This window comes from Bacillus cereus group sp. BfR-BA-01524 (genome assembly GCF_022662595.1).
GTDB lineage: Bacteria > Bacillota > Bacilli > Bacillales > Bacillaceae_G > Bacillus_A > Bacillus_A thuringiensis_S.
In genome coordinates this window covers 16,785-38,646 of record NZ_JAKUDW010000042.1, presented here as the reverse complement: position 1 = coordinate 38,646, position 21,862 = coordinate 16,785, and the positions used below count along the sequence as shown (strand labels likewise).

The window sequence follows — 21,862 nt, the reverse complement described above, 5'->3', positions numbered from 1 at the left end:
CTTATTTCAACTCCAACTTATACCCGAGTCCGCGCACTGTCGTAATTTGAAAATCATCCGTTCGTTTTGAGAAACGATCTCTCAGCCGCTTCACATGAACGTCAACCGTTCGTTCATCTCCTTCAAAATCCATTCCCCATACTAATTCAATTAGCTCTTCTCTTGAAAATGTTCTTCCAGGATAACTAGCAAGTTGTGATAATAACTCAAATTCTTTTAATGGAAGCAAAATCGTCTGCCCGTTACACTTCACTTCAACACCTTTACGATCAATTGTCGTTCCGTGGAGTGTAATAATGTCAGCACTCAGCATTTGATAACGGCGCAATAAAGCTTTCATACGGAAAATGACTTCAGCTGGCTCAAATGGTTTTACGATATAATCATCCGTACCAGAAATAAACCCTTTTTCTTTATCGACTAACTGATCCTTTGCAGTCAATAAAATAACAGGAATATCATGATATTTCCGGATTTCTTCACATAACGTATAACCATCAACGAACGGCATCATAATGTCTACTATCGCAAGATGAATATTTTCCTTCTCTAATACGTCTTGCGCTACCTTTCCATCTTCCGCCTCAAAAACTTGAAATCCCTCTTTTTGTAAATGATAATGCAACAACTCTCTAATATGTTTATCGTCATCAGCTAATAAAATATGTATCATCTTCATTAAACCCTCTCTCGTTCATCCTTCTACATCACTACATTAAGAAACAATTGAATTTTTTGCAAGAAAAAGAAAAAGAATCTATTTTGAAAAAAGATTATTCAAAATAGATTCTTACGTTTTAGTATTAAGATTATTTTAATGAAAAATAATTTCTATGCTTTAGAAATATCAACGAATCCTTCTCCAAATACGTCACGAACATCGTGTATAGCGATGAACGCAGCCGGATCTGTAGTTTGAACAATCCGTTTTAGCTTCACTACTTCTTGCTTATTAATAACAACATAAAGAATTTCCTTCGGAGTTTTCGTGTAATAGCCATGACCTGAGTACACCGTAACCCCTCTGCCCATTAAGGTAGTTACCTTCCCGGCAATTTCATTCGGATTATCAGAAATAATCGTAATGGCTTTCTTCGGATTTAAACCTTCAATTACAAACTCCATCACTTTCGTTGCTACATATAGCATAATAATTGTTATCATCAGTTTTTCTGCACCAATAATGAAATAAGATGAAAACGCAACGATTAAATCGAAGAACAGTAGACCGTAGCTAATGCTCCATCCTAAATATTTATGTGTCATCCTTGCTAAGATGGTTGTACCTGCAGTTGTTCCGCCAACGCGAATAATAAGACCAATCCCGCACCCGATAAATATTCCTCCGAAAATGGCATTTACGAGCATTTCATCCGAAGTAATCGTCCAGCCTTCTGTCAAATGAAGAAATAGCGAGTTCGTAACTACAGCGATAATCGTATAAATTGTTGTAATCTTATTTAAAAACTTATAACCGGCTATTAACAAAATCGCATTTAAAATTAAGTTAACTAAGCCCGGTGACCATTCAAATAAATAGTACGTAATAATCGTGATACCTGTTACTCCGCCCTCACCAAATTCGTTCGGGATAACAAACAAATTGACACCTAACGCAAAAAGAAATGCACCGATAATAATAAAAATAATGTCTGTCGTTCTTTTTTTCATACAGTACCTCACTTCTTATGTAAATATTTATTCTGCCATAAACTCTCACTATTATATCGTGGAATATTCAAATCGAACAGTGGTTTATTTTTATTTTAATATAGGATGATAAATCAGCTTTATCCCATATTCACTTGTAATTAAGAAAGTAAAATAACTGTATTTATTATGTACTACAACTAAAGTTTTGATTTCACATGCAATTCAGCCTAAAAAATGAATATAAACACTCTCACTCGCACAAACTTCAAATACAAAGCAAATAAGCGAAGCTATAGAATAGACTTCGCATCAAGCGTGTGATCATAGAAATTCATATGGAATTTTATATTCATACGTTTCAGAAATAAATTCACTTATCTTTCTCCATATATTCTTTAATCTTTCGTTCTTCCCACTCTTTCCCGAATATCCCAACTGGAAAAGTTGTCAAACCGTGTATAACGATACCAATTCCCCAGCCTGCAAGTGGATATAAAAACCATAATTTACTTGAATCAGAACTTATATTTATAATAAAAAGCATTAAGTTCACTAGTATATAAACCGTTAAATGAATGTAAAAAGCTTTTAAATTCTCCACCCTTTTTTTAGCTCGTAAATAAACATCATCTTGCTCCACCCTTGAACACCTCTTTCAATATTGTATTTTTTCACCTTCGCTCCAATGTTAACATCATATTCTTATTGGAAATCCGTTATTCTCAAAAAAACACAAAACAAAAGTACCCATCAAATTGTTATACACATAATAATTTGATGGGTACTGCATGATACATTTAGTTTTTACATGTATTGTTTGGAGAAAAATGCAAATAACGACTTATACTCGCCTTATTAAGACCAAATCCAAACATCATCATTATTTTCAACGTTGCTCTTTACCTCATGAACTTTTTCAATGTTGTCCGTTGTGTTCCAGTTAATAGAACTTCCACCCCAGCCCACGTACTTCATATCAATTTTTACTTTCTCGCCCGTATTAAATACTTGTCCCTTTGTTAAGAAAACATCAATAATAACTTTCTTACCATTTAGCGATGGATACTCAACTACGACATATTTAGTAGCACCGTCTCCTTCATCTTCCATCGTTCCTACTTTTGATACTTTCCCAATCACATAATCAGGCGAACCATCTTCTTTCATGTGCATACCTAACTTGTTTGTTGTATTTTCAACTGCAGTTGCAACCATATATTCTGTAAAATTACGCATCATAGATCCAGTAGCTTTTACTTCATCTCCTACTTTCACGTTTGAAAGTGAATCAATATACACACTAACAGGTTCCTCATATTGCTTAGATTTTACAACAATCACACCGTTATCTACTTCTACTACTCGTCCTTCTAACGTCGAGAAATTCGATTCAATAGAAGCTGCACTCGCTTTTGTTAGTTCTAATCCTGGTACATTTGTTCCTGATAATGCTGCGATCCCTAAAGCACCTGCTAAAATTATTTTTTTCATACCCATATGTAACATCTCCATTCATGATGATTTTATTTTTTTGATTGGTATCGACCAACCTGTAATCATTATAGTTACAGGTTATAAAAATAACAACCGTTTTCCTCATGCAATGATGCATACTGTGATTTTTAAATATACAACAATGAGACTAGATTCTCGAGTTACAGCAGGTGAAATTGTTGATGATGAAGAAACTAATGTCATGCATCATATTTTTCAGCGCTACGGTTTGTATAATCGTAGTTCATTACATTATGTAGGGGCGGAATTCATATGTTAATAAAACCAAAGCGATTACAGCCAGGAGATATCGTAGCAACAGTAAGTGCTTCATGGGGAGGAGCGGGTGATTCTAAGCTAAGATGGCGTTATGAGCAAGGAGTAAAGAGATTAGAAGACGTATTTGGGCTTACAGTTATCCCAATGCCAAATAGTTTAAAAGGTAGCGAATACCTTTATAACAATCCAGGAGCTCGTGCGGAAGATTTAATGACAGCATTTAAAGATACGCGTGTTAAAGCAATTATTACGAATATTGGTGGCGAAGATAGTATCCGTTTACTACCTTATATTGATTTTAATGTGATACGTGAAAATCCGAAAATCTTTATGGGGTACTCTGACGATACCGTTTCACACTTATTTTGTCATAAAGCAGGAATTTCCTCTTTTTACGGTCCAGCAATCTTAACCGATTTTGCTGAAAATATAGAGATGGATTCATATACGATTGAAACAGTGAATCGAACTCTCTTTTCAAATGAGATTATTGGTGAAATTCAACCAGCTAACGAATGGACGAGTGAGCGTTTAGAATGGATAGAAATAAATAAGGATACAAGACGTACGATGCAGCAAAACAACGGATATGAGGTCCTTCAAGGATCTAGGACTGTACAAGGGCGTTTAATTGGTGGTTGTATTGAAGTATTGGAATTCGTAAAAGGAACGGAACTTTGGCCTGAGAAAAAGCATTGGGAGAATAGTATTCTATTCTTTGAAACATCTGAAGAACATCCAGAACCAAATTATATAAAGTATTGGTTACGAAATTATGCAGCGCAAGGTATTCTTCAAAAAGCAAAAGGAATCATTTTTGGTAAACCGAAAGATGAACAATACTATGAAGAATATAAACAGGAAATATTGCAGGTTATGAAGGAACATAACTTAGAAGATTTGCCGATTCTTTATAATTTAAATTTTGGCCATACTGAACCGAAGTTTATTTTACCTTACGGTGCAATGGCAGAAATTAATTGTGAAAATGGATCTTTCTCTATTTTGGAAAGTGGCGTGGAATGAATAAAAACACTCCTATGAGATATGTCTGTGAATTGGTACTTTTTAAAAGTATATAATTGGAGGGAGATTACGTGTATGGAAGTAACATTTACAGTAAGTAAGTGGGATGAAAAACCAATCGATGATAATAAAAAAGATTTCCCTATTAATATTGCTCATGTCGAATATGATATTGATGGGGAATTAAAAGGAAAGGCTTTTGTTGAATACTTATTATATTATTTAGACTCAAATATAAATGATGGTCACTTAGCTACTGCTAAAATTTCTGGATTTTTACACTTTGAAGGAATTTATAAGGGGCAACAAGGGACATTTACAGCTCTAGAGCAAGGAATATTTGATAAAGGAAATTTAGATTCCCCAGGAACAATTATTAAAGCTACCGGTAACTTAGAAAACCTGAGAGGATCCTATAATTATCAGTTTACAGGTCAAACTAGTAAACTAATTTTAGAGTTTGAATTTCAGCAAAATACCTTATAATTTAGTGGAAAGGACATTTCTTGTAATACTAGGAATGTCCTTTTTGTTGACGAGTTTATTCAAGTTAAAAATGAACAGAGTATATTATCAGTATTCAGCAATGCATAAAATTTTCTTCATGGGGGAATTAAAAATCTACGCCCTAGAGACATCATGCCCCCACCTATTCATTTCTTTTTTTACTAATTAAAGAATAATCCCCGAAAAACTCCCCTTCATAACTTCCTTTTCAAGTTGATTCCTACATATAAACGTCGCAATAATTTTTGTGCGATTTTTTTCATCAGGCTCAAATTGTTCAATAGTTACGTCACAACGAATCGTATCGCCGCTAAAAACAGGACGTAAAAATTCAAAATCCATTTTGCGAGCTAGTACGTTATAATCACCGCCAATTTTTGTAGGCAATGTTGATGTTAACAGCCCTTGTACAACAAATCTTCCCTGCTCATCTGGTGTAACATGATGAACGCCTTCATCTTTCGATACTTCTGTAAATAACGCAACATCCTCTTTCGTAAAAGTTCGTTCAAAGGTGATTTTTTCGCCTACTTGCAATTTCATCCATACCCCTCCTCAAAAACACTTGTAAAATAAGAAAAACCGAAACTAAAAATCATTTCGGTTTTTCTAACTAAAGAAGTCTATTTATTTTAAAGAATGAACAAACAACCCGCTGCGAAGTTTCGGTTCAAACCACGTTGATTTTGGCGGCATGACTTCACCGGCATCTGCAATTGCTAATAAATCTTCCATAGATGTCGGATATAATGAGAATGCCGCTTTATATACACCGCTGTTCACAAGGCGTTCTAGCTCTTCTAGCCCCCGAATTCCACCAACAAAATCAATGCGTGAATCAGAACGCGGATCATGTATTTCAAGTACTTGGCTTAATAAATGATCTTGCAGGATAGATACATCTAAACCTCTAACAAGATCATTCGCATCAAATGTTTCCTCTTTCACAGTAAGCTTATACCACTTCTCATTTACATACATACCAAATGATTTGGGCTCATTTGGTTTATACGGAGAAACAATTGCTCCTTCTACATAAAAGTACTGCGTAATTTGATTTAAAAACTGTTCCTCTGATAAGCCATTTAAATCTTTCACAACTCGGTTATAGTCCCAAATTGATAATTCATCATGAGGGAATAGAACCGATAAGAAGAAATTAAATTCCTCTTCTCCTGTGTAATTCGGATATTGTTCTCTTCGCATAAGTCCTACTATTGCAGCTGATGCAGAGCGGTGATGCCCATCCGCAATATAAAGATTAGGAATATCTTCAAATGCGTTTACTAAAGTCGCAATTACTTCTTCATCTGCAACCTTCCACGCAACATGCTTAACACCATCTTCTGCTGTAAATGTATAAATTGGCGCATGCTCTTCTTTCCAGCTTCTAATCAAATGCTTTACTTCTTCTTTTGTACGGTACGTTAAAAAGATAGGACCTGTATTTGCGTCACACACATCTACGTGGCGAATACGATCTAATTCTTTTTCATGACGTGTTCTTTCATGTTTTTTAATTGTATCATCTTCGTATTCATCAATAGATGTACAAACGACAAGGCCTGACTGCGTTCTTCCTTGCATTGTCAGTTCATAAATATATAGCGCTGGCTCTTCATCTTGTATGAACACTTCTTCTCGTATAAATTGCTTTAAATTGTCGCCCGCTTTTTCATACACGCGATCATCATACGGTGACAGTTCAGGATCTAAATCAATTTCTGCTTTATCAACATGCAAGAAAGAATATGGATTCCCTTTTACAACTTCCCTTGCCTCTTCACTATTTAATACGTCATACGGTAAAGCTGCAACTTGTGCTGCTTTTTCCTCTACTGGACGAATGGCCCGAAACGGTCGTATTTTTGCCACATTCCTCTCTCCTTTACACAATCATTCGAACGGCTACAACACCTGTAATTTTGCTTATATTTTCTACAATATTCTCTTTTATTATATCATCAATTCCGTTATCGATATCAATCATTGTGTATGCCCAAGAATGTTTACTACGATTAATCATATCAGCAATATTTATATGATGTTCTGCTAAACATCCTGTAATTTGTCCTACCATGTTTGGAACGTTTTGATGCATAATTGTAATACGTTTCTTTCCGATATATGGAAGCTCGACGTTTGGATAGTTTACTGAATTACGAATATTTCCTGTCTCCAAATATTCACGTAATTGACGTGCTGCCATTACTGCACAATTTTCTTCCGATTCAGACGTAGATGCACCAAGGTGAGGCGTCGCTGTTACATTTTTCATCTTTATTACATTTTCATTTGGGAAATCCGTTACGTAATGTGTAATAATATCTTCTTCTAATGCTTTTTGAAGAACCTTTTCATCTACAAGTTCTCCTCTAGAGAAATTAAATAGACGCATCCCTCTTTTCATCTTCTCTACAGCGTGTTCCCCAATAATCCCCTTCGTTTGATTCGTAAGAGGAATATGCAGTGTAATATAATCACACGTTGCAAAAATTTCATCAAGGCTAAATGCTCTTTGCACATGTGTAGAAAGACGCCAAGCTGTTTCAACTGAAATATAAGGATCATATCCGATAACATCCATCCCTAACGCTAACGCATCGTTCGCAACTAAAGCACCGATTGCGCCAAGTCCGATAACACCTAGACGTTTCCCTGCAATTTCTGATCCAACGAATTGTTTTTTTCCTGATTCAACAAGCTGTGGTACTTCTTCACCCTCTAAGTTTTTCGTCCAACTTACACCATTAATAATGTTACGTGAAGACATAATAAGACTGGCAATAATGAGTTCCTTTACGGCGTTTGCATTTGCCCCCGGCGTGTTAAATACTACAATTCCTTTTTCTGTACATCGCTCGACAGGAATATTATTTACACCAGCGCCAGCTCTTGCAATCGCCTTTAAGTCTTTTGAAAACTCTTCTTGATGTAAAGAGTAGCTACGAAGCAAAATCCCATCTGGGTGATTGATTTTATCCCCTACTTCATAACGTTCTTCAGTAAAAACTTGTAAACCTTTTTCTGCAATTTGATTTAACGTTTGAACACGAAACATATCCCCATCTCCCTATCTATTCTCAAGCTCAAATTCCTTCATATAATCTACTAATTGTTTTACACCGTGTGCTGGCATCGCATTGTAAATACTTGCACGCATACCGCCGACTGAGCGATGTCCTTTTAGCGTAACGAAACCGCGTTCCTTCGCCTTTTGTAAAAACTCATTGTTAAGTTCTTCTGACGGTGTTGTAAATGGAATGTTCATAAGTGATCGATACGCAGGGTCAACTGGTGAAGTAAACAATTTAGATTCATCTAAAAAATGATAAAGAAGTGAAGATTTCATTTTATTTTGTTCTTCAATCGCAGATACTCCGCCTTGCTCTTTCAACCACTCTAGTACAAGTTTTGTTACGTAAATACTAAAGGATGGCGGTGTATTATATAAGGAGTTATTTTTACTGTAAGTTTCATAATTTAACATTGTCGGACAAGAGCGATCTGCTCCCCCAATTAAATCTCTTTTTATAATAGCAATCGTTAAGCCCGCAGGTCCTAAATTCTTTTGCGCCCCCGCATATATAAGACCAAACTTCGAAACATCATATCTCTCTGATAAAATATTTGAGGACATATCCGCAACGAGCGGCACTCTTTCTACATGTGGAATGTCCACATATTTTGTCCCTTCAATTGTATTATTCGTTGTAATATGTACATAATCTAGTTTTTCATCACTTAATAAACCGTCCAGTTTAGGAATCGTAGTAAACTTCTCTTTTTCAGAAGAAGCAATCACTTGTACTTCCCCAACTTTTTCGGCTTCTTGCAGTGCCTTTTTAGACCATGAGCCAGTTAGTACGTACCCAGCTTTTTTATACGTATTCATTAAGTTCAGTGGTATCATAGAGAATTGTAATGACGCACCGCCTTGTAAAAATAAAACTTCATACTCATCAGGGATGCTCATTAATTCACGAAGTAAGTTACTTGCTTCCTCTATAATACTTTGAAAATAAGAAGATCGATGACTCATTTCCATAATAGACATGCCTGTCCCGTTATAATTTAATAGCTCCTTTTGCACTTTCTCTAAAACTGGCAAAGGGAGTATTGATGGTCCTGCTGAAAAATTATAGACTCTCTCCATCACCCTCATAACCTCCCTATTTCTCATTCGATTATTTTTTAAACTTTCTGAATTATAACCTAAAATATAATATACGGTCAATTTATTTTCTATTATTACGGCGCAAGACGCGATGGAATCGCTTGCAAGTGCAGACTTTTTATATACACATAAAAAAGTGTTAAGTACATAATCGTACTTAACACTCTAATAATAAAATAATAATAGCTAGTCGTTCGTAAAGAACCGATCAAAGATTTGATAAATAGCAGAAAGACCAAAGAGCCAATAAATAGTGTCCACAAGCGCCGGCATAGAACCAAACCATTTCTCAACTACATTGTAATCTAACGCTACAAATAACCAATTCAAACCGCCAAGAATCACCAAAATTACTGTAAGGTAAGACAAAAATTTCATTATGATTGCCCCCTAGGTGATAAGATGGTGAAAGGCCTTTCACTAGAAATATATGTAGTAAACTTTAAAACTTACCTATTTTATAAAATTTATTTTCGGTACCACCCGTTAATAACTGCCTCTGCTTCTTTACTATGTATTTGATACGCATGTGTACTATCATTAGAGCCAATAAACCAAATTGAAAAACCTTTAAAATATGGTTTCGGTTCTAATACATCGCGGTAAGCACGCCATCCATTTAATTGTACATCTTTCGAAAACACATTTGAAACATCTGGATTCCATGGATTTTGTAATCCAAGTTCACATGCTGGAACGTTAAATCCACCGAAGTATACTGGCTTTCCTGTTGCATTATGTAATTGTTCCAATTGCTGAACAACATTTTGCCCACGATTATATACTGTTGTCGCAAATAAACTTTGTTTCACTTCTTCATATGTTGGATTTCTTTTTCCTGAAACTTCAAACCAACTGTCTACGCTAACAATATCCACCTTTTTTAAATACGGGCGATTGATTTTCTCTTTAAACTTCGCTTCATAAGAAGGATCCCAGCTCGCTGTTAACCACCAGTTCATTTGATACAAAACATTTCCTTTATACTGCTTACGAACAAAGTCAATTGTATCGCTCCAGTATCCTTCTGCATATTCCATATTCACGAAATTAGAAGCAATCTTTAGTCCATATACATCGTATTTACTTGTAATGGAATTAAAAATATCTTGCAGAATAACCGTCTTCCAATTCCAGAAGAAATCATTAATGTTACTTGGGTTCCATTCTGTCTCTCCAACATTCCCCTGCTGAATATACGGGAACGGTTCCACTATAACTTGAATATTACGCTTTAATAATTCTTGAATTAAAATAATAGCTTGTTGCTTTTGCGCTTGATTAATTACCATGTTAGTAGAAGTCACATTCGGGATATCCACTTGAATCGGTACATTTACTGTATTTAAATTTAAGCGCTCCACATCCGCTAATACTTTCGCTACATTTCCAACTTCCCATACTGTTACGTTTCCTGATTTGATTTTTCCAGATTGAACAGTATTTACATCTGCCTGTACATTTCCTTGAAAACAAAAAGAAAACAACATAATAAACACTCCTAAAAAACTTATTAAACTCTTATTTTTCTTCACAACTTTCCCCCCTATAATTTTTGGCTTTCTTGATTATTTTATACAACGTTTCATATATATTCCACAAAAAATCCAATAAATTTTTATTGATAAAAATGCTATTCATCCTTTATTCACATCTTACTCATACTAAGCTCCTAAAAATAGTAAGATAAATAAAAAAGGAACGGATTTCCGCTCCTTTTTTATCTTTTTACGATTATCAATCCATTTCCCTTTTAGGCTCTACCAACATGATGTGGGATTCCTTTTCAGTGAAAGGTTTATGCTCAACGCCTCTCGGGACAATAAACATCTCGCCCTTAGAAATTTTCACCTGTCCATCACGGAAATCGATGAACATCTCCCCTTCAAGCACAATAAATAGCTTATCCGTATTAGGATGCTCATGCCATATAAAATCTCCATTAGCTTTAAAAAGCTGAATTTGATCATCATTCATTTCACCAATCACTCGTGGATACCAATAATCGTTAATTTTAGATAACTCGTCATTTAGTTTAATAGGTTGGTAATGGATAATAATCCCTCCTCATTTTTAACTTCCACTATATTACAATAATCTAAGTAAAAAAGTCGTCATTACGCTTAAAAAGAAAATGCTCCGGCCAGAACTTTTCATTCAGATAGTACAAAGGAGTGATTTCAATGAAAGTTCTTTCAATCCAATGTTTCCTTTAACTCTCCATAAGTATAGAACAGTGATTTTCAAATAAGAATGGACCCCTGTTGACATTAGTATGGATTATTGATGAATTTCTCGCGATATTTAGTAGGCGAAATGCCAACCCGCTTCTTGAAAACTCTACTAAAATAAAAAGGGTCTGCGATTCCAACAGCCTGCGCAATTTGTTGTACAGGCACACCACTTGTACATAACATTTTTTGAGCCATCTTTATACGATAGTTCAATAAATATTCTGCTGGCCCCATACCTGCATGCTTTCTAAACACGTAAGAAAGACGATTTCGATTAACATTATTTTGTTCTGTAAGCGTATGTATTGTAATATCTTTATAATAGTATTTACGAACGTAACTAGATATTCGTTCGAATAAAGTATGCGACTCATAGTTGTTTTCTCTATTGACAACACTTAATAAAGCTTCATTCAACGCTTCGCGAAACAGCATTTCGGTCTGAAGCATCGAAATGCCTCCACGCTGATTATACACATCCCAAAGACGCATAAGTAATTCGACAAGACGAGGAGATTGTCCTGTTAATAATTCAAAATGCTGATGAGTAAAGCCAGAGTCTTCTCGTTCTGAATTGCTTATCTGATATAAAACAAGAATATATTCCCAGTTTATTTCACCAAGCATTTTATGGGCTAATGTCATTTTTGCACCCCCATGTATAACTTTTCCTGGGGAAAGGATATACGGCGTACCATTAAATTGAAATTGCGTCTTCCCTGTAAGTGGAAATACAAATCCTGGGAAAGAATCTGTAGACTCAGCACAAGGCACACCTGGATTTTTAGCATAACGATATACTCCTTCTACTCGGAAAGGATTATTGGCAAGATACTCTGCTAACTCATTCACGTCCAACTTCACAATGCACGCCTCATTTCAATAATAGTTTTCTTGTAATTCGCGAGATTAATTGGTGTACATTCTGGGCAACGCTAAACTAAAAATAGTACATACGGCTTAACAAGATCTGGTTATTAACCTATAAATATATTGTTTTTCATTTATTGACAAAAGTATCCTCCCTATATTATTGATAATGATTTTCATTGTAGTTTGATAAAAAAACATTTGTCAAGTTGGATGGCGTAGAAAAATGACGAAACAAGGGGTACAGAGGGACCGTTCTGTTGCAAATAATACCTGGTCTTTGTTAACTAATTCCCCTCAAAACTGGAATAATCATGTTAATAGTTGTAATGGCTTTATTTGTTACAGCACTTGCAGCATGTGGAAATAATCGTAATCCTGAAGAAGTTGCTACAGCGTATTTCGAAGATGGAAACAGCCTACTATCAAATTAAATGATAGTAGGCTGGCTGTTAAAATTATTTAAGAACTGGGTTATGTTCTAAATGATAAGCTTTCATTATCAAAAAGATTATTACTAGTCCCTCCACAAACAAAAACACCCTATCACTTCGGTTCTAAATTTAGCACCTTCCCCTCTATTCCCTCCGTATTCAATGTAGTCGTATGATACGTTCCACTTATCCAATCATCTATTTGATCATGATACCAATCGCTTCTAAAATGTCCCGACTGTCCTGGTCCTACGATATGATAACCGTTTGACATATCTTTTGTATCAATAACGAATCGCCAAGAAGCTCCGTGATTTACAATGCCGTTCTCGCCGTAACTCGCTGCTTGAACGGTAACTTGACTTCCGCCAATTGGAACTGGTTTCTCACGATTAAAAGCTAGTAATGCTAACATACTCGATGATTTCGAAATTGGATGTGTAAAAGCGAGTTGATGATAATCGCCCCACTTCCAGCCCCCAACATCGGGTCCATATTCCTTCTGCAATTTCTTCATTACATTCTCGTACGATGTATGCACAACTTTTGTGAAACCTCCGTGCTTAGAAAACCATGCACTATTTTCTCCTGCTACTTGTTTCCGGATTAATTCATCCACAACTTGTGACTTCCCTTCAAATAACTCCATTACATCTTTCGGTATTTCTTTTGAAAATAACGTATTCGAAATCTCTTTCATTAATAAATGAAAAATTAGTGGTGCCGCTTCATCTTTACTATCGTAAAAATTCCACTTTGTTAATTGGTTTACACCTTCTTTCTCTACCTCATTTAAAGATGCTTTATTTAACTCTTTTAAAAATATAGGAGTAAACTCTTTCCCGTATAAATTCTTTTGATCCATCTGTAACTCTTCTAAATCTTTTACCGTATACTTTTCCTTCTCTTGCAAAAATTCTTGAATACGCATTTGCCTATATGGCTGTGCCCACGTATTGCTAATATGATACGGATAATCATCATCAACAATTTTATTATTCGCAGTTGAAATAAACCCTTCTTTCGGATTTATAACTTTCGGCAGCTGATCAAATGGAATATATCCTTCCCATTCATATTCATCTGTCCATCCTGGAACAGGCAAGCTACCATCACCTTTTTTACGCACTGGTATATTTCCATTCGCTTTATAAGCAATCGTGCCATTGTTTGATGCAAACACAAAGTTTTGCGTTGGTGTATGGAAATCTTGAAGAGCGGTTTCAAACTCATTCCAGTCTTTTGCCTTATTCATATTTAATACAGCTTTTAACTCGGCTGACGGTTCTAAAGCAGTCCACTTTAAAGAGAATACGGTTTTCGTTTTCGTTTTCTCCTTCCCCTTATCCGCAAACTCTGAAATTACTGGCCCATGCCTCGTAATCGTAACGTTATAAGGAATTGTCTTCCCGCCTTTTACTTTAATCGATTCATCAACTACCGTAGCTTTCTCCCATTTATCGTTATACAGAAATTCATTTTCATTATTAGGATTTCTCTTCTCAATATATAAATCTTGCACATCAGGCCCCGTATTCGTAACGCCCCACGCTATTTTGTCATTGTGGCCTAATATAACACCTGGTACTCCAGCGAAAATAACGCCACTCACATTTAAATCTTTCATTTCAAGTCTCGTTTGATACCATATAGAAGGTGTCGCAAGGGATAAATGAGGGTCATCTGCTAAAATCGGCTTACCTGACGCACTCTTCTCACCGCTCACAACCCAGTTATTACTACCGTTAAACTCCGGGGGAATTATCGTTTTTGAAAAACTTTGTGCTACGTCCACATTTGTAGTTTTTAGTTCAGCTAGCAATCTAGGTGCATCTTTCGGATATGTAGGAAATAGCTCATTTGCTTGCTCTTTCGGAAGGTTTTTCAGCGCCCAATATCGAAACGCCTGTCCATGCCAATGTCCCCCTAAGTCAAACGCCATATACTTCCCAATTGTTAAAGAATCAACAATTGACCATTCAGAAGGCTCATAACCTAATATAGTAAACTCAACTGGTAATTTCTTTTCCGCTTTCGCCTCACGTATAAAAGCGTTCACCCCATCAGCAAATGACTGCAGGGCATATTTTGCTTCTCCATCATATTGACTAACTGAAGCTTCTGCCGCTCGCCGTAAACCGAGTGTTCGAAACAATTTATCTCGGTCAACGGCTGCTTCCCCAACAACTTCACTTAACATACCAGAAGCTTGTCTTCTACTTAAATCCATTTGAAACAACCGATCTTGCGCTTGTACATATCCTTGTGAAAAATATAAATCATGTGCATTTTCCGATTTAATATGCGGTACACCTTTACTATCCCGCTTCACCGTCACAGCGTGTTGTAAATCCTCTAGCTTTATCGTTCCATCTATCTTTGGCATAGATTTCAACGTATATATGTTCAAAAAAATCGCAGCGGAAATAACTAACAAGAGAACGATACTACTAGCCCAAATAAAAATTCTTCTTCCCCTTTTTCGTTTCTTCTTTATAACGACTTCCATATAACCACCCCTTTCTCACACTATTCGCTTCTTTTTGAGAAAGAACCTTTTAAAAACATTGAAAAACCCCCTTCATTTTCCTACCAATGAAGGGGGTCTTTCTTATCGTTTGCTACGCCAACTTTCATTATGCCCAAGATTTGCACCTGTCGCTACTTGCACATCATATAACATTTCACTAAAGAAGCGTTTATCTACTTCTTTTGGTACAATGCGTCTTTCATCATCAATTTCATCGTATTCATATGAACCATGATTCACTGTACCTGCTTTATAAAATTGAATGTCAAATACACATACATCTTCTTCATCTTCATAACCAATCGGCGCTCCGCTAAATGAAAGTTCTGCCCCTAATCCAGTACGAGTATCTTCTTTATAAAACGTATAATACACACCGCCATCTTGAACAGATCCACGGATCCATCCAAGCTTCGTCATCTTACCGAATAACAAACGACCATTTACTAAAATACCACCAAATCTCTCAATAGCACTCTCATCATTCTCTTCTACTACAAACACTGGACGCTCAATTTGTAGGAACGGCTGAACAATTCCCGCACTTTCTAATTGCTCTTTCCATAATTCCTTCTCCGCCCCAGACAATTCTAACGGATGAACGAAACCAATAACAGTGCCAAATGAAAGTTCATAACTCTTCCCGTCAATTGTACAGAACACGCCACCTTCTGCATAACGGAATGCGTTCAGCAACTTCCCTTCCTTATACTCACCCCAAATGAGTGAAATAGAAAATTGCTTCATAATTGGATTATCCATAAATACAGACTTCCATGCATTATGTGACCAATAACGCTTTAACGAAAGTGCCGCTTCCAATCGTTGTTTTTGCATTGAAAGAGTAGTTCGGAGTTCCTTCTCTAAAGAGGCTAATTCTTTTTTAGCCTCTTCAGCCTTTTCTACATCATCTTTTGCATTCGGCTTTGGAAGTGACTTCATACGTTTTCCTTCCTCTGTCTCTAATTCAATTTTTGACTCTGTAGTTAAAATGGCAGTAAAACTTCGATTCCCGAAATCAATTATCTTTTCACCATGTATAGTAAAGCCAAGGTCCGGCACCAATTGATCTTCCAGCTCTTCCTCTGTTATACCACGTGTTTTCGCAGCAAGACTTAGCGCTTCTTTTGCTGCATTACGTACTTGCTTATGTTTATATTTAAATGCTATTGCATGAATAGACATAAGTGCAAGCTTAGATGAAGACAAACCTAAAGCACGAACGGCATCCGCTGCTATCTTTCCTCTCATTTGAAGCACCCATTCATCAATTTGCTTTATAAGTATGTCGACCATTTTGTCGTCACTATACATTCCGTATAACGAAAGAATTCCACGCTTCTTCACATCTGCGTCTTGAGAAATCCATATTTGATATATCGTTTGCACATATTCTTTTAAGTCCTCTTCATTTAAAGCTCTACCAATTACTTCTGCCGTTTCTTTCTTCTCAATAACAGCATCTGAGATATACTGTTGTAAATAGGCTAACGGAATTGCAGCATCAGCAATTTCATTAGAGTCACGTAAACGGATTTGTGGCTCATCCCCAATCAATTGCAGAAGTGAATTCCTTGTTTGTTCCGTTAAAATACGTGCACATAGTTCTTCGATCTTTTCTTCCTCCGTTTGAAATAAAAACGAGAATTTTCCTGCGAAAGATTCATTTTTACTTTCTTGCAAAGCTTCCTGTACAAGTTTCGTATATTTTTCAAGCTTATACTCTATTAGTATTTTCATCACATTTTCACGAACAATCTTCTTTTTATTATGAAGTTCAACTGCTACATCTGCTGCAGCTTCTACATCTTTTGAAAGCAGTTTAACTACAGACTCACGCATTTTTTTAGATGAATCCCCTAAGCTTTTAATTAAAATCGGACGCATTTTAACCATGTTATCCTTTGCTAACTCTTCTAAAATATATGCTTTTGCCATAGCAGAATACTCATCAAACCGTTCAATTATATATGCTTGTTCTTTTACAATTACACAAACAAGCGCTTCCTTCGCCTTATTTCTCTCTTCACTGTAGCATGCAGCTTCTTCAACTGCATAAGCGATAAGTTTTTCCTTACTTAACCCATACGAAAGCAGATCTTCTAATACTTGTTTCGGCTCTACTCCTCTGACAGAACATTCGTAAAGAAGTTCGTATAAATTAACACTATCATCATCTCCAAACTGTAGTGTAAGTACAGCTTCCCTTTTCGCTACATCATCTATATCCCAAAGAAGCGCAACCTCTAACACCGGCATACCCCAATACATACTTCTATATTTCGGATTTTTAAGTATTTGCTTTATATCCTCAAGTGACAACTTCCCTAGTAAATAATCACAATATGTATCCCGCAATGTAGACAATTTAATTTGCAAAGCAGCAACAAAAAATTCTTCTCGCATTTTCCCTCTATTTAGCTCATATCCTTTTTCGGCTAGCGTTCGTGCGATGATGAGATAATTCATTTTACTTACATATTGCAAAGTTTGTTGAATAAATTCAGGATTTCCCTCCAACATAAAGCATAGCAATTCATATTCATACGTCTTACAAAAATCCTCACTATTCAAATCATGTTGCCTAAGACGATGCGCAAAAAATCTTTCCTTAGAAATCCAAAACTGTGTACAAAAACTTTGAATTTCTTCATATGTTTCTCTATTTACACTACCAGTTTTTTTGTAGTTTTGAGACTGACCAAGAGTGTGACACATATAACGTGTTGCATAGTTTATAAAACCCCAAACATTTTTCTTCGCCAATATCTCAATATATCGCCTCGCAACATTCGAATGTTTATGAACACAAAATAATAGCCGCCAAATATGTTCCGGTAAATTCCCACCTATAAATACTTCACTATCATCTTCACCTTTTAAATACCGTTTAACTGCTTCAACCTTTTCCTTTTCCCCTAGCAGTTTCAATATAAATTCTGCATGTTCTTCTAACCTCTTATTCAATAAAGAACTATATGTACGAAACTTTTCATACTCTACATCAAACATTACGAGAAGTAATGTTAATTGCTGTTTAGTTGGTAAAGTATGTAATTGTTCCTCTATATAGTTCGGTTTCTCTTTTGTTAACTCTCTAAGAAAAACATCTGCTTCATTGACGTAACTTGAAATACTAGATAAATACTTACATGCAATTGCTACAAGTTTGTCCAAAGGTAGTGCACTTTTTTCTAAATAAACCTTCATTTTAGAAAAACTGACATGCGCAAAACGGACTACAAGAACATTTAATAATTGCTCCTCGAGTATATGATAAAATAACCGAAAGAAACCCGGATCTTGTTTATGTACTTTCCTAAAATCGTTTATAAATCGCTCCGCAAAATCGCTTCTTTTTTGATCACGAATCGTCGTTAGTTCAATATCTTTTAAAATCTCTTCTTCTTTTGTCTGTATATATCGTAGTGCTAATTGTTCCTGTTCTTCTGTCATATTAATATATTGAAACAACTCAGATGTACTAGTAGTCAAACTTTGTACCCCCCGCATCTTTTTATCTATTATAAAAATACACTTATTTAATGGTAGTATAGCATAAAACCCACAAAAAACGAACGTACATTCTACATTAAATTAATGTAAATTAAAATACACTACTCAACATACATTTCCTTCTCTCTAAACTTCCCATTACACACTTCTCCCCACTAAAATCCTTTAACTTTTTGCTACACCAATTCCTCAAAATCCCCTTCACATAAGCTAACGTTTTCTTATTATTTTCAAACGCAATTTTAAGTGCCTCTAACACTTTCTCTCCAGAAAATTTTTGTATCCAATTCTTCAATTCTTTCACAATATATGGGGATAAACTACTAATATTTTGTTCATAAAACTTATAAACTTCACTATTTGGAACGTCCTCTTCTATACTTTCTACCTCTTCCGCTTCTTCTTTCTCTTCAATAACTACTTGTGAACTACTATTATCCTCTTCTTTTGGCATACCAAAATGCTGCAATAATAATGGAATCGTGTATTCTTCTTCAAGGCATTTACGTAAAAACATATGTATGAACTCATTACTTTTTACAGTCTTTAACTCACGTAATACGCACTTTTCTACATTCGTATTTGAAATAGGGTTATAGTGTAACCAGTTTATTATGAATACCTCTTTCGTTTCCGTATCATATAAAATCTTTCCATACTCAACAAACCTGTTTAGCAACTTCTCAACAGTCTCCATACTATAACCTGTTTCAAGCTCTGCCACACGCTTCGGTAATATGTAAATACCACATTGCTTCGTTTTCGTACCAGTTAACAAATATATGTAAAAATAACGCTCCTCTTGCGTTAAATCTAATATGAATTCATCTTGCCAAAAGTTCACCTGCACATTACGGTATACCGCCATATGTTTCCCTCCACTCTTTGCTAGTAAATAGGAAGATTTTAATCCTTCATTATAAAAATAGGAATGCTGGAATGGTTTTGGCATTCGAATTACAATTTTTTTTACTACTACAACGCCGGTTTCATTTTTTCGTGCTTGTTTTGTTCTTGTAGTTGTTTTGGTTTTTTCTTAGTGATTTATTACTTGGTAGGGGCTTATGAGGGGCTTGGAAGGGCATTCTACATTACAATCTATGAAATACAATTTGTTCTTCCTACTAAATAGGAGCTATTCCAAATTATTATTTTGGATAGCTCCTTTCAAATTCTTCTTATTTTTTACTTCTACCAGTGTCAGCTTCTACATACAATTTATTCTGCTATTTGCAGGCAGTAAAACTCTCATTTCAAAATTCGGTGAATAAACTGCTCGATTGCAACGCGAGTGGCCCCACTGATTCAAGTTTTATTTTATTTTTGCATTGAATCTAACATCTTCACAATAAAGGCAGCTGCCTGACCACGAGTTGCTGTACCTCGGGGATCAAACTCATTATTTCCAACACCATTAACTACCTTTAAGCTGTATAATCGTTGAACCGATTCTTTGTATGTTATTAAATGCTTATCTGTAAATGGTAATGCTACTAACTCACCTGTAATTCCTTTGTATCGTAATACTTTGTCAATCATAATAGATACTTCTTCACGAGTAATTGGTGAGTTAGGATCAAAAATCCCTTCACCACGACCATTAATAATTCCTGCACTTGCACAACGTTTAATACCGTCATGAAGTGATGGATGTGCCTCATTAATATCTACAAATGACTTATTTCCCTCTGGCAGTTTAAGAGCATTCGAGATTAATTTCGCAAACTCCGCTCTCGTTACATTTCGATATGGCGCAAATACACCATTGCCTTCGCCTTGCATAATACCTAGACTGTTTAATTTACGAATATGCCCTTCAAACCAGCCACCTGTAATATCATCTTTTGGTTTTTGTACTTCTTCCTTAGGCTTTTGTACTTCTTCCTTTGGTACATTGTAGTTAATTTTAATCCAACTTGGGTCATAGAAAATCCATTCTCCATTACCTACTTTATACCAACCATTTTTAACCGCTAATACTTTGTAACGATCTCCGTTTGAAGCTTTACGTACAACACGATGTTCAATACCCGCATCACTACGCACATTGATGCCGCTACCATTTACCACTAGTTCCATGCTAGGTTCAGCTGGATTATTTTCATTTGGATCAAATGATTCATTTTTATCTTGTAAAGGCGTATCAATCTGCGCATTTATATTTGCATACCATTGAATTCCTTGTACGAAACCAGCCCAATTACCACGTGAAATTAAAATATCAGGACATTTTTTCCCGCTCCATTGTTGATGCTTGTAAATATGATCTGCACCAATTCCTTCTTTGTTCATTAAATAACCTGCAAGTCGTTTTGCATTTTCTAACGCTTTATTGTAATCACCGTCTTGGTTAACCGCGATCTCAATACCGATAGACTCCCTGTTTCCAGATCCATCTCCATCTCCTGCATGCCAACCATTTTCGTTTGTTGGTAAGTGTTGATAAATTTGTTTATCGTCTACAGTAAAATGCCATGAAGCTGTTCGGAAAGTTCCTTCCGTTGCTTGCTTATATAAATATTTCGCATGATTTTCAGCATTAGCACCAGCGGCCGTATTTGCCGTCTCATGGATTGTAATGTAACGTGCTTTCATCGGATTTGCAGGACGAATATCAGAGTTTCCTGCTGGAACAATCCACTCTACAAATGGAACTCCTGCAAGTGTTCCATATTTCTTCGTACTCGGTGCACTATATTGAATACCTCTTGGCTTTGCAACAGGTTTCATTTGACGATCAGATCCATCATTTCGACCATCTACAGATTCAAATGCCTTTTCAATATTTGAAATAGCTTCCTTTTCTGCTACTTGCCCCTTCTTTGCATCTTTCATTTTGTTTAATTCTTCTGTTTCATCATGTTTATGCTTATATTCTTCTAAAAGCATTTTTTCATTTTCAGATACTTCTGCTTCGTTAATTTGTACATGATCAGGAACTTCCAACTTGAAATTAGAATAATTTAATCCGCTCGTTCCATGTTCTCCTTCAGCAATATTTAGTTGATCAGTTTGAGATTTGTTTATCTCTTCTGCTGATGCTGATAAAGGTACACTCCCTAAAATCACTAGGCTTGTTGATAGTGCGATTACTTGTTGTTTGATTGTCTTATTCATTATTATAAATAGATATACACACATT

19 protein-coding genes are annotated in these 21,862 nt (G+C 35.7%); 3 read left to right on the top strand and 16 right to left on the bottom strand.

Annotation, left to right across the window (positions count from 1 at the left end; genetic code table 11):
- Position 1 precedes the first annotated feature (1 nt).
- The 4 genes from MR170_RS16555 to MR170_RS16540 all read right to left on the bottom strand — a co-directional run bounded on the left by MR170_RS16555 (position 2) and on the right by MR170_RS16540 (position 3,150).
- The gene (locus MR170_RS16555; RefSeq protein WP_000781973.1) at positions 2–679 is read right to left on the bottom strand and encodes a response regulator transcription factor; all 678 of its coding nucleotides are present in this window, start codon (positions 677–679) and stop codon (positions 2–4) included.
- A 152-nt stretch (positions 680–831) separates the two neighbouring features.
- Positions 832–1,671 (bottom strand): YitT family protein, encoded by an 840-nt coding sequence (locus MR170_RS16550; protein ID WP_000747489.1) that lies wholly within the window; start codon positions 1,669–1,671, stop codon positions 832–834.
- A 352-nt stretch (positions 1,672–2,023) separates the two neighbouring features.
- Positions 2,024–2,293, bottom strand: coding sequence for a 2TM domain-containing protein (locus MR170_RS16545; protein WP_016080975.1), 270 nt, complete (start codon positions 2,291–2,293; stop codon positions 2,024–2,026).
- A gap of 215 nt (positions 2,294–2,508) precedes the next feature.
- Positions 2,509–3,150 carry an ATP F0F1 synthase subunit alpha gene (locus MR170_RS16540; protein WP_043936641.1) on the bottom strand — a complete coding sequence of 214 codons (642 nt, stop codon included), beginning with the start codon at positions 3,148–3,150 and terminating at the stop codon, positions 2,509–2,511.
- 34 nt (positions 3,151–3,184) lie between these two features.
- On the opposite strand from MR170_RS16540, the gene MR170_RS16535 reads away from it, so the two are divergent.
- The 3 genes from MR170_RS16535 to MR170_RS16525 all read left to right on the top strand — a co-directional run bounded on the left by MR170_RS16535 (position 3,185) and on the right by MR170_RS16525 (position 4,938).
- Positions 3,185–3,427: a hypothetical protein gene (locus MR170_RS16535; RefSeq protein ID WP_242308672.1), complete on the top strand. Its 243-nt coding sequence runs from the start codon at positions 3,185–3,187 to the stop codon at positions 3,425–3,427.
- The gene (locus MR170_RS16530; protein WP_242308670.1) at positions 3,421–4,452 is read left to right on the top strand and encodes a S66 family peptidase; all 1,032 of its coding nucleotides are present in this window, start codon (positions 3,421–3,423) and stop codon (positions 4,450–4,452) included. Before MR170_RS16535 ends, MR170_RS16530 begins: the two co-directional genes overlap by 7 nt.
- Positions 4,453–4,527: 75 nt before the next feature.
- Positions 4,528–4,938 (top strand): DUF3224 domain-containing protein, encoded by a 411-nt coding sequence (locus MR170_RS16525; RefSeq protein WP_000454093.1) that lies wholly within the window; start codon positions 4,528–4,530, stop codon positions 4,936–4,938.
- A gap of 186 nt (positions 4,939–5,124) precedes the next feature.
- On the opposite strand, the gene MR170_RS16520 is transcribed toward MR170_RS16525, so the two are convergent.
- The 12 genes from MR170_RS16520 to MR170_RS16465 form a co-directional block, all read right to left on the bottom strand.
- On the bottom strand, positions 5,125–5,502 hold the full coding sequence (locus tag MR170_RS16520; RefSeq protein ID WP_000776360.1) for a MaoC family dehydratase: 378 nt from the start codon (positions 5,500–5,502) through the stop codon (positions 5,125–5,127).
- Between the two features lie 84 nt (positions 5,503–5,586).
- Positions 5,587–6,834: a DUF1015 domain-containing protein gene (locus tag MR170_RS16515; protein WP_242308667.1), complete on the bottom strand. Its 1,248-nt coding sequence runs from the start codon at positions 6,832–6,834 to the stop codon at positions 5,587–5,589.
- Between the two features lie 13 nt (positions 6,835–6,847).
- On the bottom strand, positions 6,848–8,020 hold the full coding sequence (locus tag MR170_RS16510) for a 3-phosphoglycerate dehydrogenase family protein (protein WP_000490222.1): 1,173 nt from the start codon (positions 8,018–8,020) through the stop codon (positions 6,848–6,850).
- Positions 8,021–8,032: 12 nt separating this feature from the next.
- Complete coding sequence (gene serC / locus MR170_RS16505) at positions 8,033–9,115, bottom strand: 3-phosphoserine/phosphohydroxythreonine transaminase (RefSeq protein ID WP_242308691.1); 1,083 nt, start codon at positions 9,113–9,115, stop codon at positions 8,033–8,035.
- 207 nt (positions 9,116–9,322) lie between these two features.
- Positions 9,323–9,514 carry a DUF378 domain-containing protein gene (locus MR170_RS16500; RefSeq protein ID WP_000670801.1) on the bottom strand — a complete coding sequence of 64 codons (192 nt, stop codon included), beginning with the start codon at positions 9,512–9,514 and terminating at the stop codon, positions 9,323–9,325.
- An 89-nt stretch (positions 9,515–9,603) separates the two neighbouring features.
- On the bottom strand, positions 9,604–10,671 hold the full coding sequence (locus MR170_RS16495; protein WP_242308665.1) for a glycoside hydrolase family 113: 1,068 nt from the start codon (positions 10,669–10,671) through the stop codon (positions 9,604–9,606).
- Between the two features lie 202 nt (positions 10,672–10,873).
- Positions 10,874–11,113 (bottom strand): cupin domain-containing protein, encoded by a 240-nt coding sequence (locus MR170_RS16490; protein WP_000997182.1) that lies wholly within the window; start codon positions 11,111–11,113, stop codon positions 10,874–10,876.
- Between the two features lie 293 nt (positions 11,114–11,406).
- Positions 11,407–12,234, bottom strand: a complete 828-nt coding sequence (locus MR170_RS16485) for a helix-turn-helix transcriptional regulator (RefSeq protein WP_063547948.1) — start codon at positions 12,232–12,234, stop codon at positions 11,407–11,409.
- 552 nt (positions 12,235–12,786) lie between these two features.
- A complete protein-coding gene (locus tag MR170_RS16480) occupies positions 12,787–15,183 on the bottom strand; it encodes a penicillin acylase family protein (protein WP_242308663.1) in 2,397 nt (798 codons plus the stop codon).
- Between the two features lie 102 nt (positions 15,184–15,285).
- Positions 15,286–18,699, bottom strand: coding sequence for a DUF4132 domain-containing protein (locus tag MR170_RS16475; protein ID WP_242308661.1), 3,414 nt, complete (start codon positions 18,697–18,699; stop codon positions 15,286–15,288).
- A 112-nt stretch (positions 18,700–18,811) separates the two neighbouring features.
- Positions 18,812–19,588, bottom strand: a complete 777-nt coding sequence (locus MR170_RS16470) for a DnaD domain-containing protein (RefSeq protein ID WP_242308660.1) — start codon at positions 19,586–19,588, stop codon at positions 18,812–18,814.
- Between the two features lie 449 nt (positions 19,589–20,037).
- Positions 20,038–21,837: an S-layer homology domain-containing protein gene (locus MR170_RS16465; protein WP_242308659.1), complete on the bottom strand. Its 1,800-nt coding sequence runs from the start codon at positions 21,835–21,837 to the stop codon at positions 20,038–20,040.
- Positions 21,838–21,862: the final 25 nt, after the last annotated feature.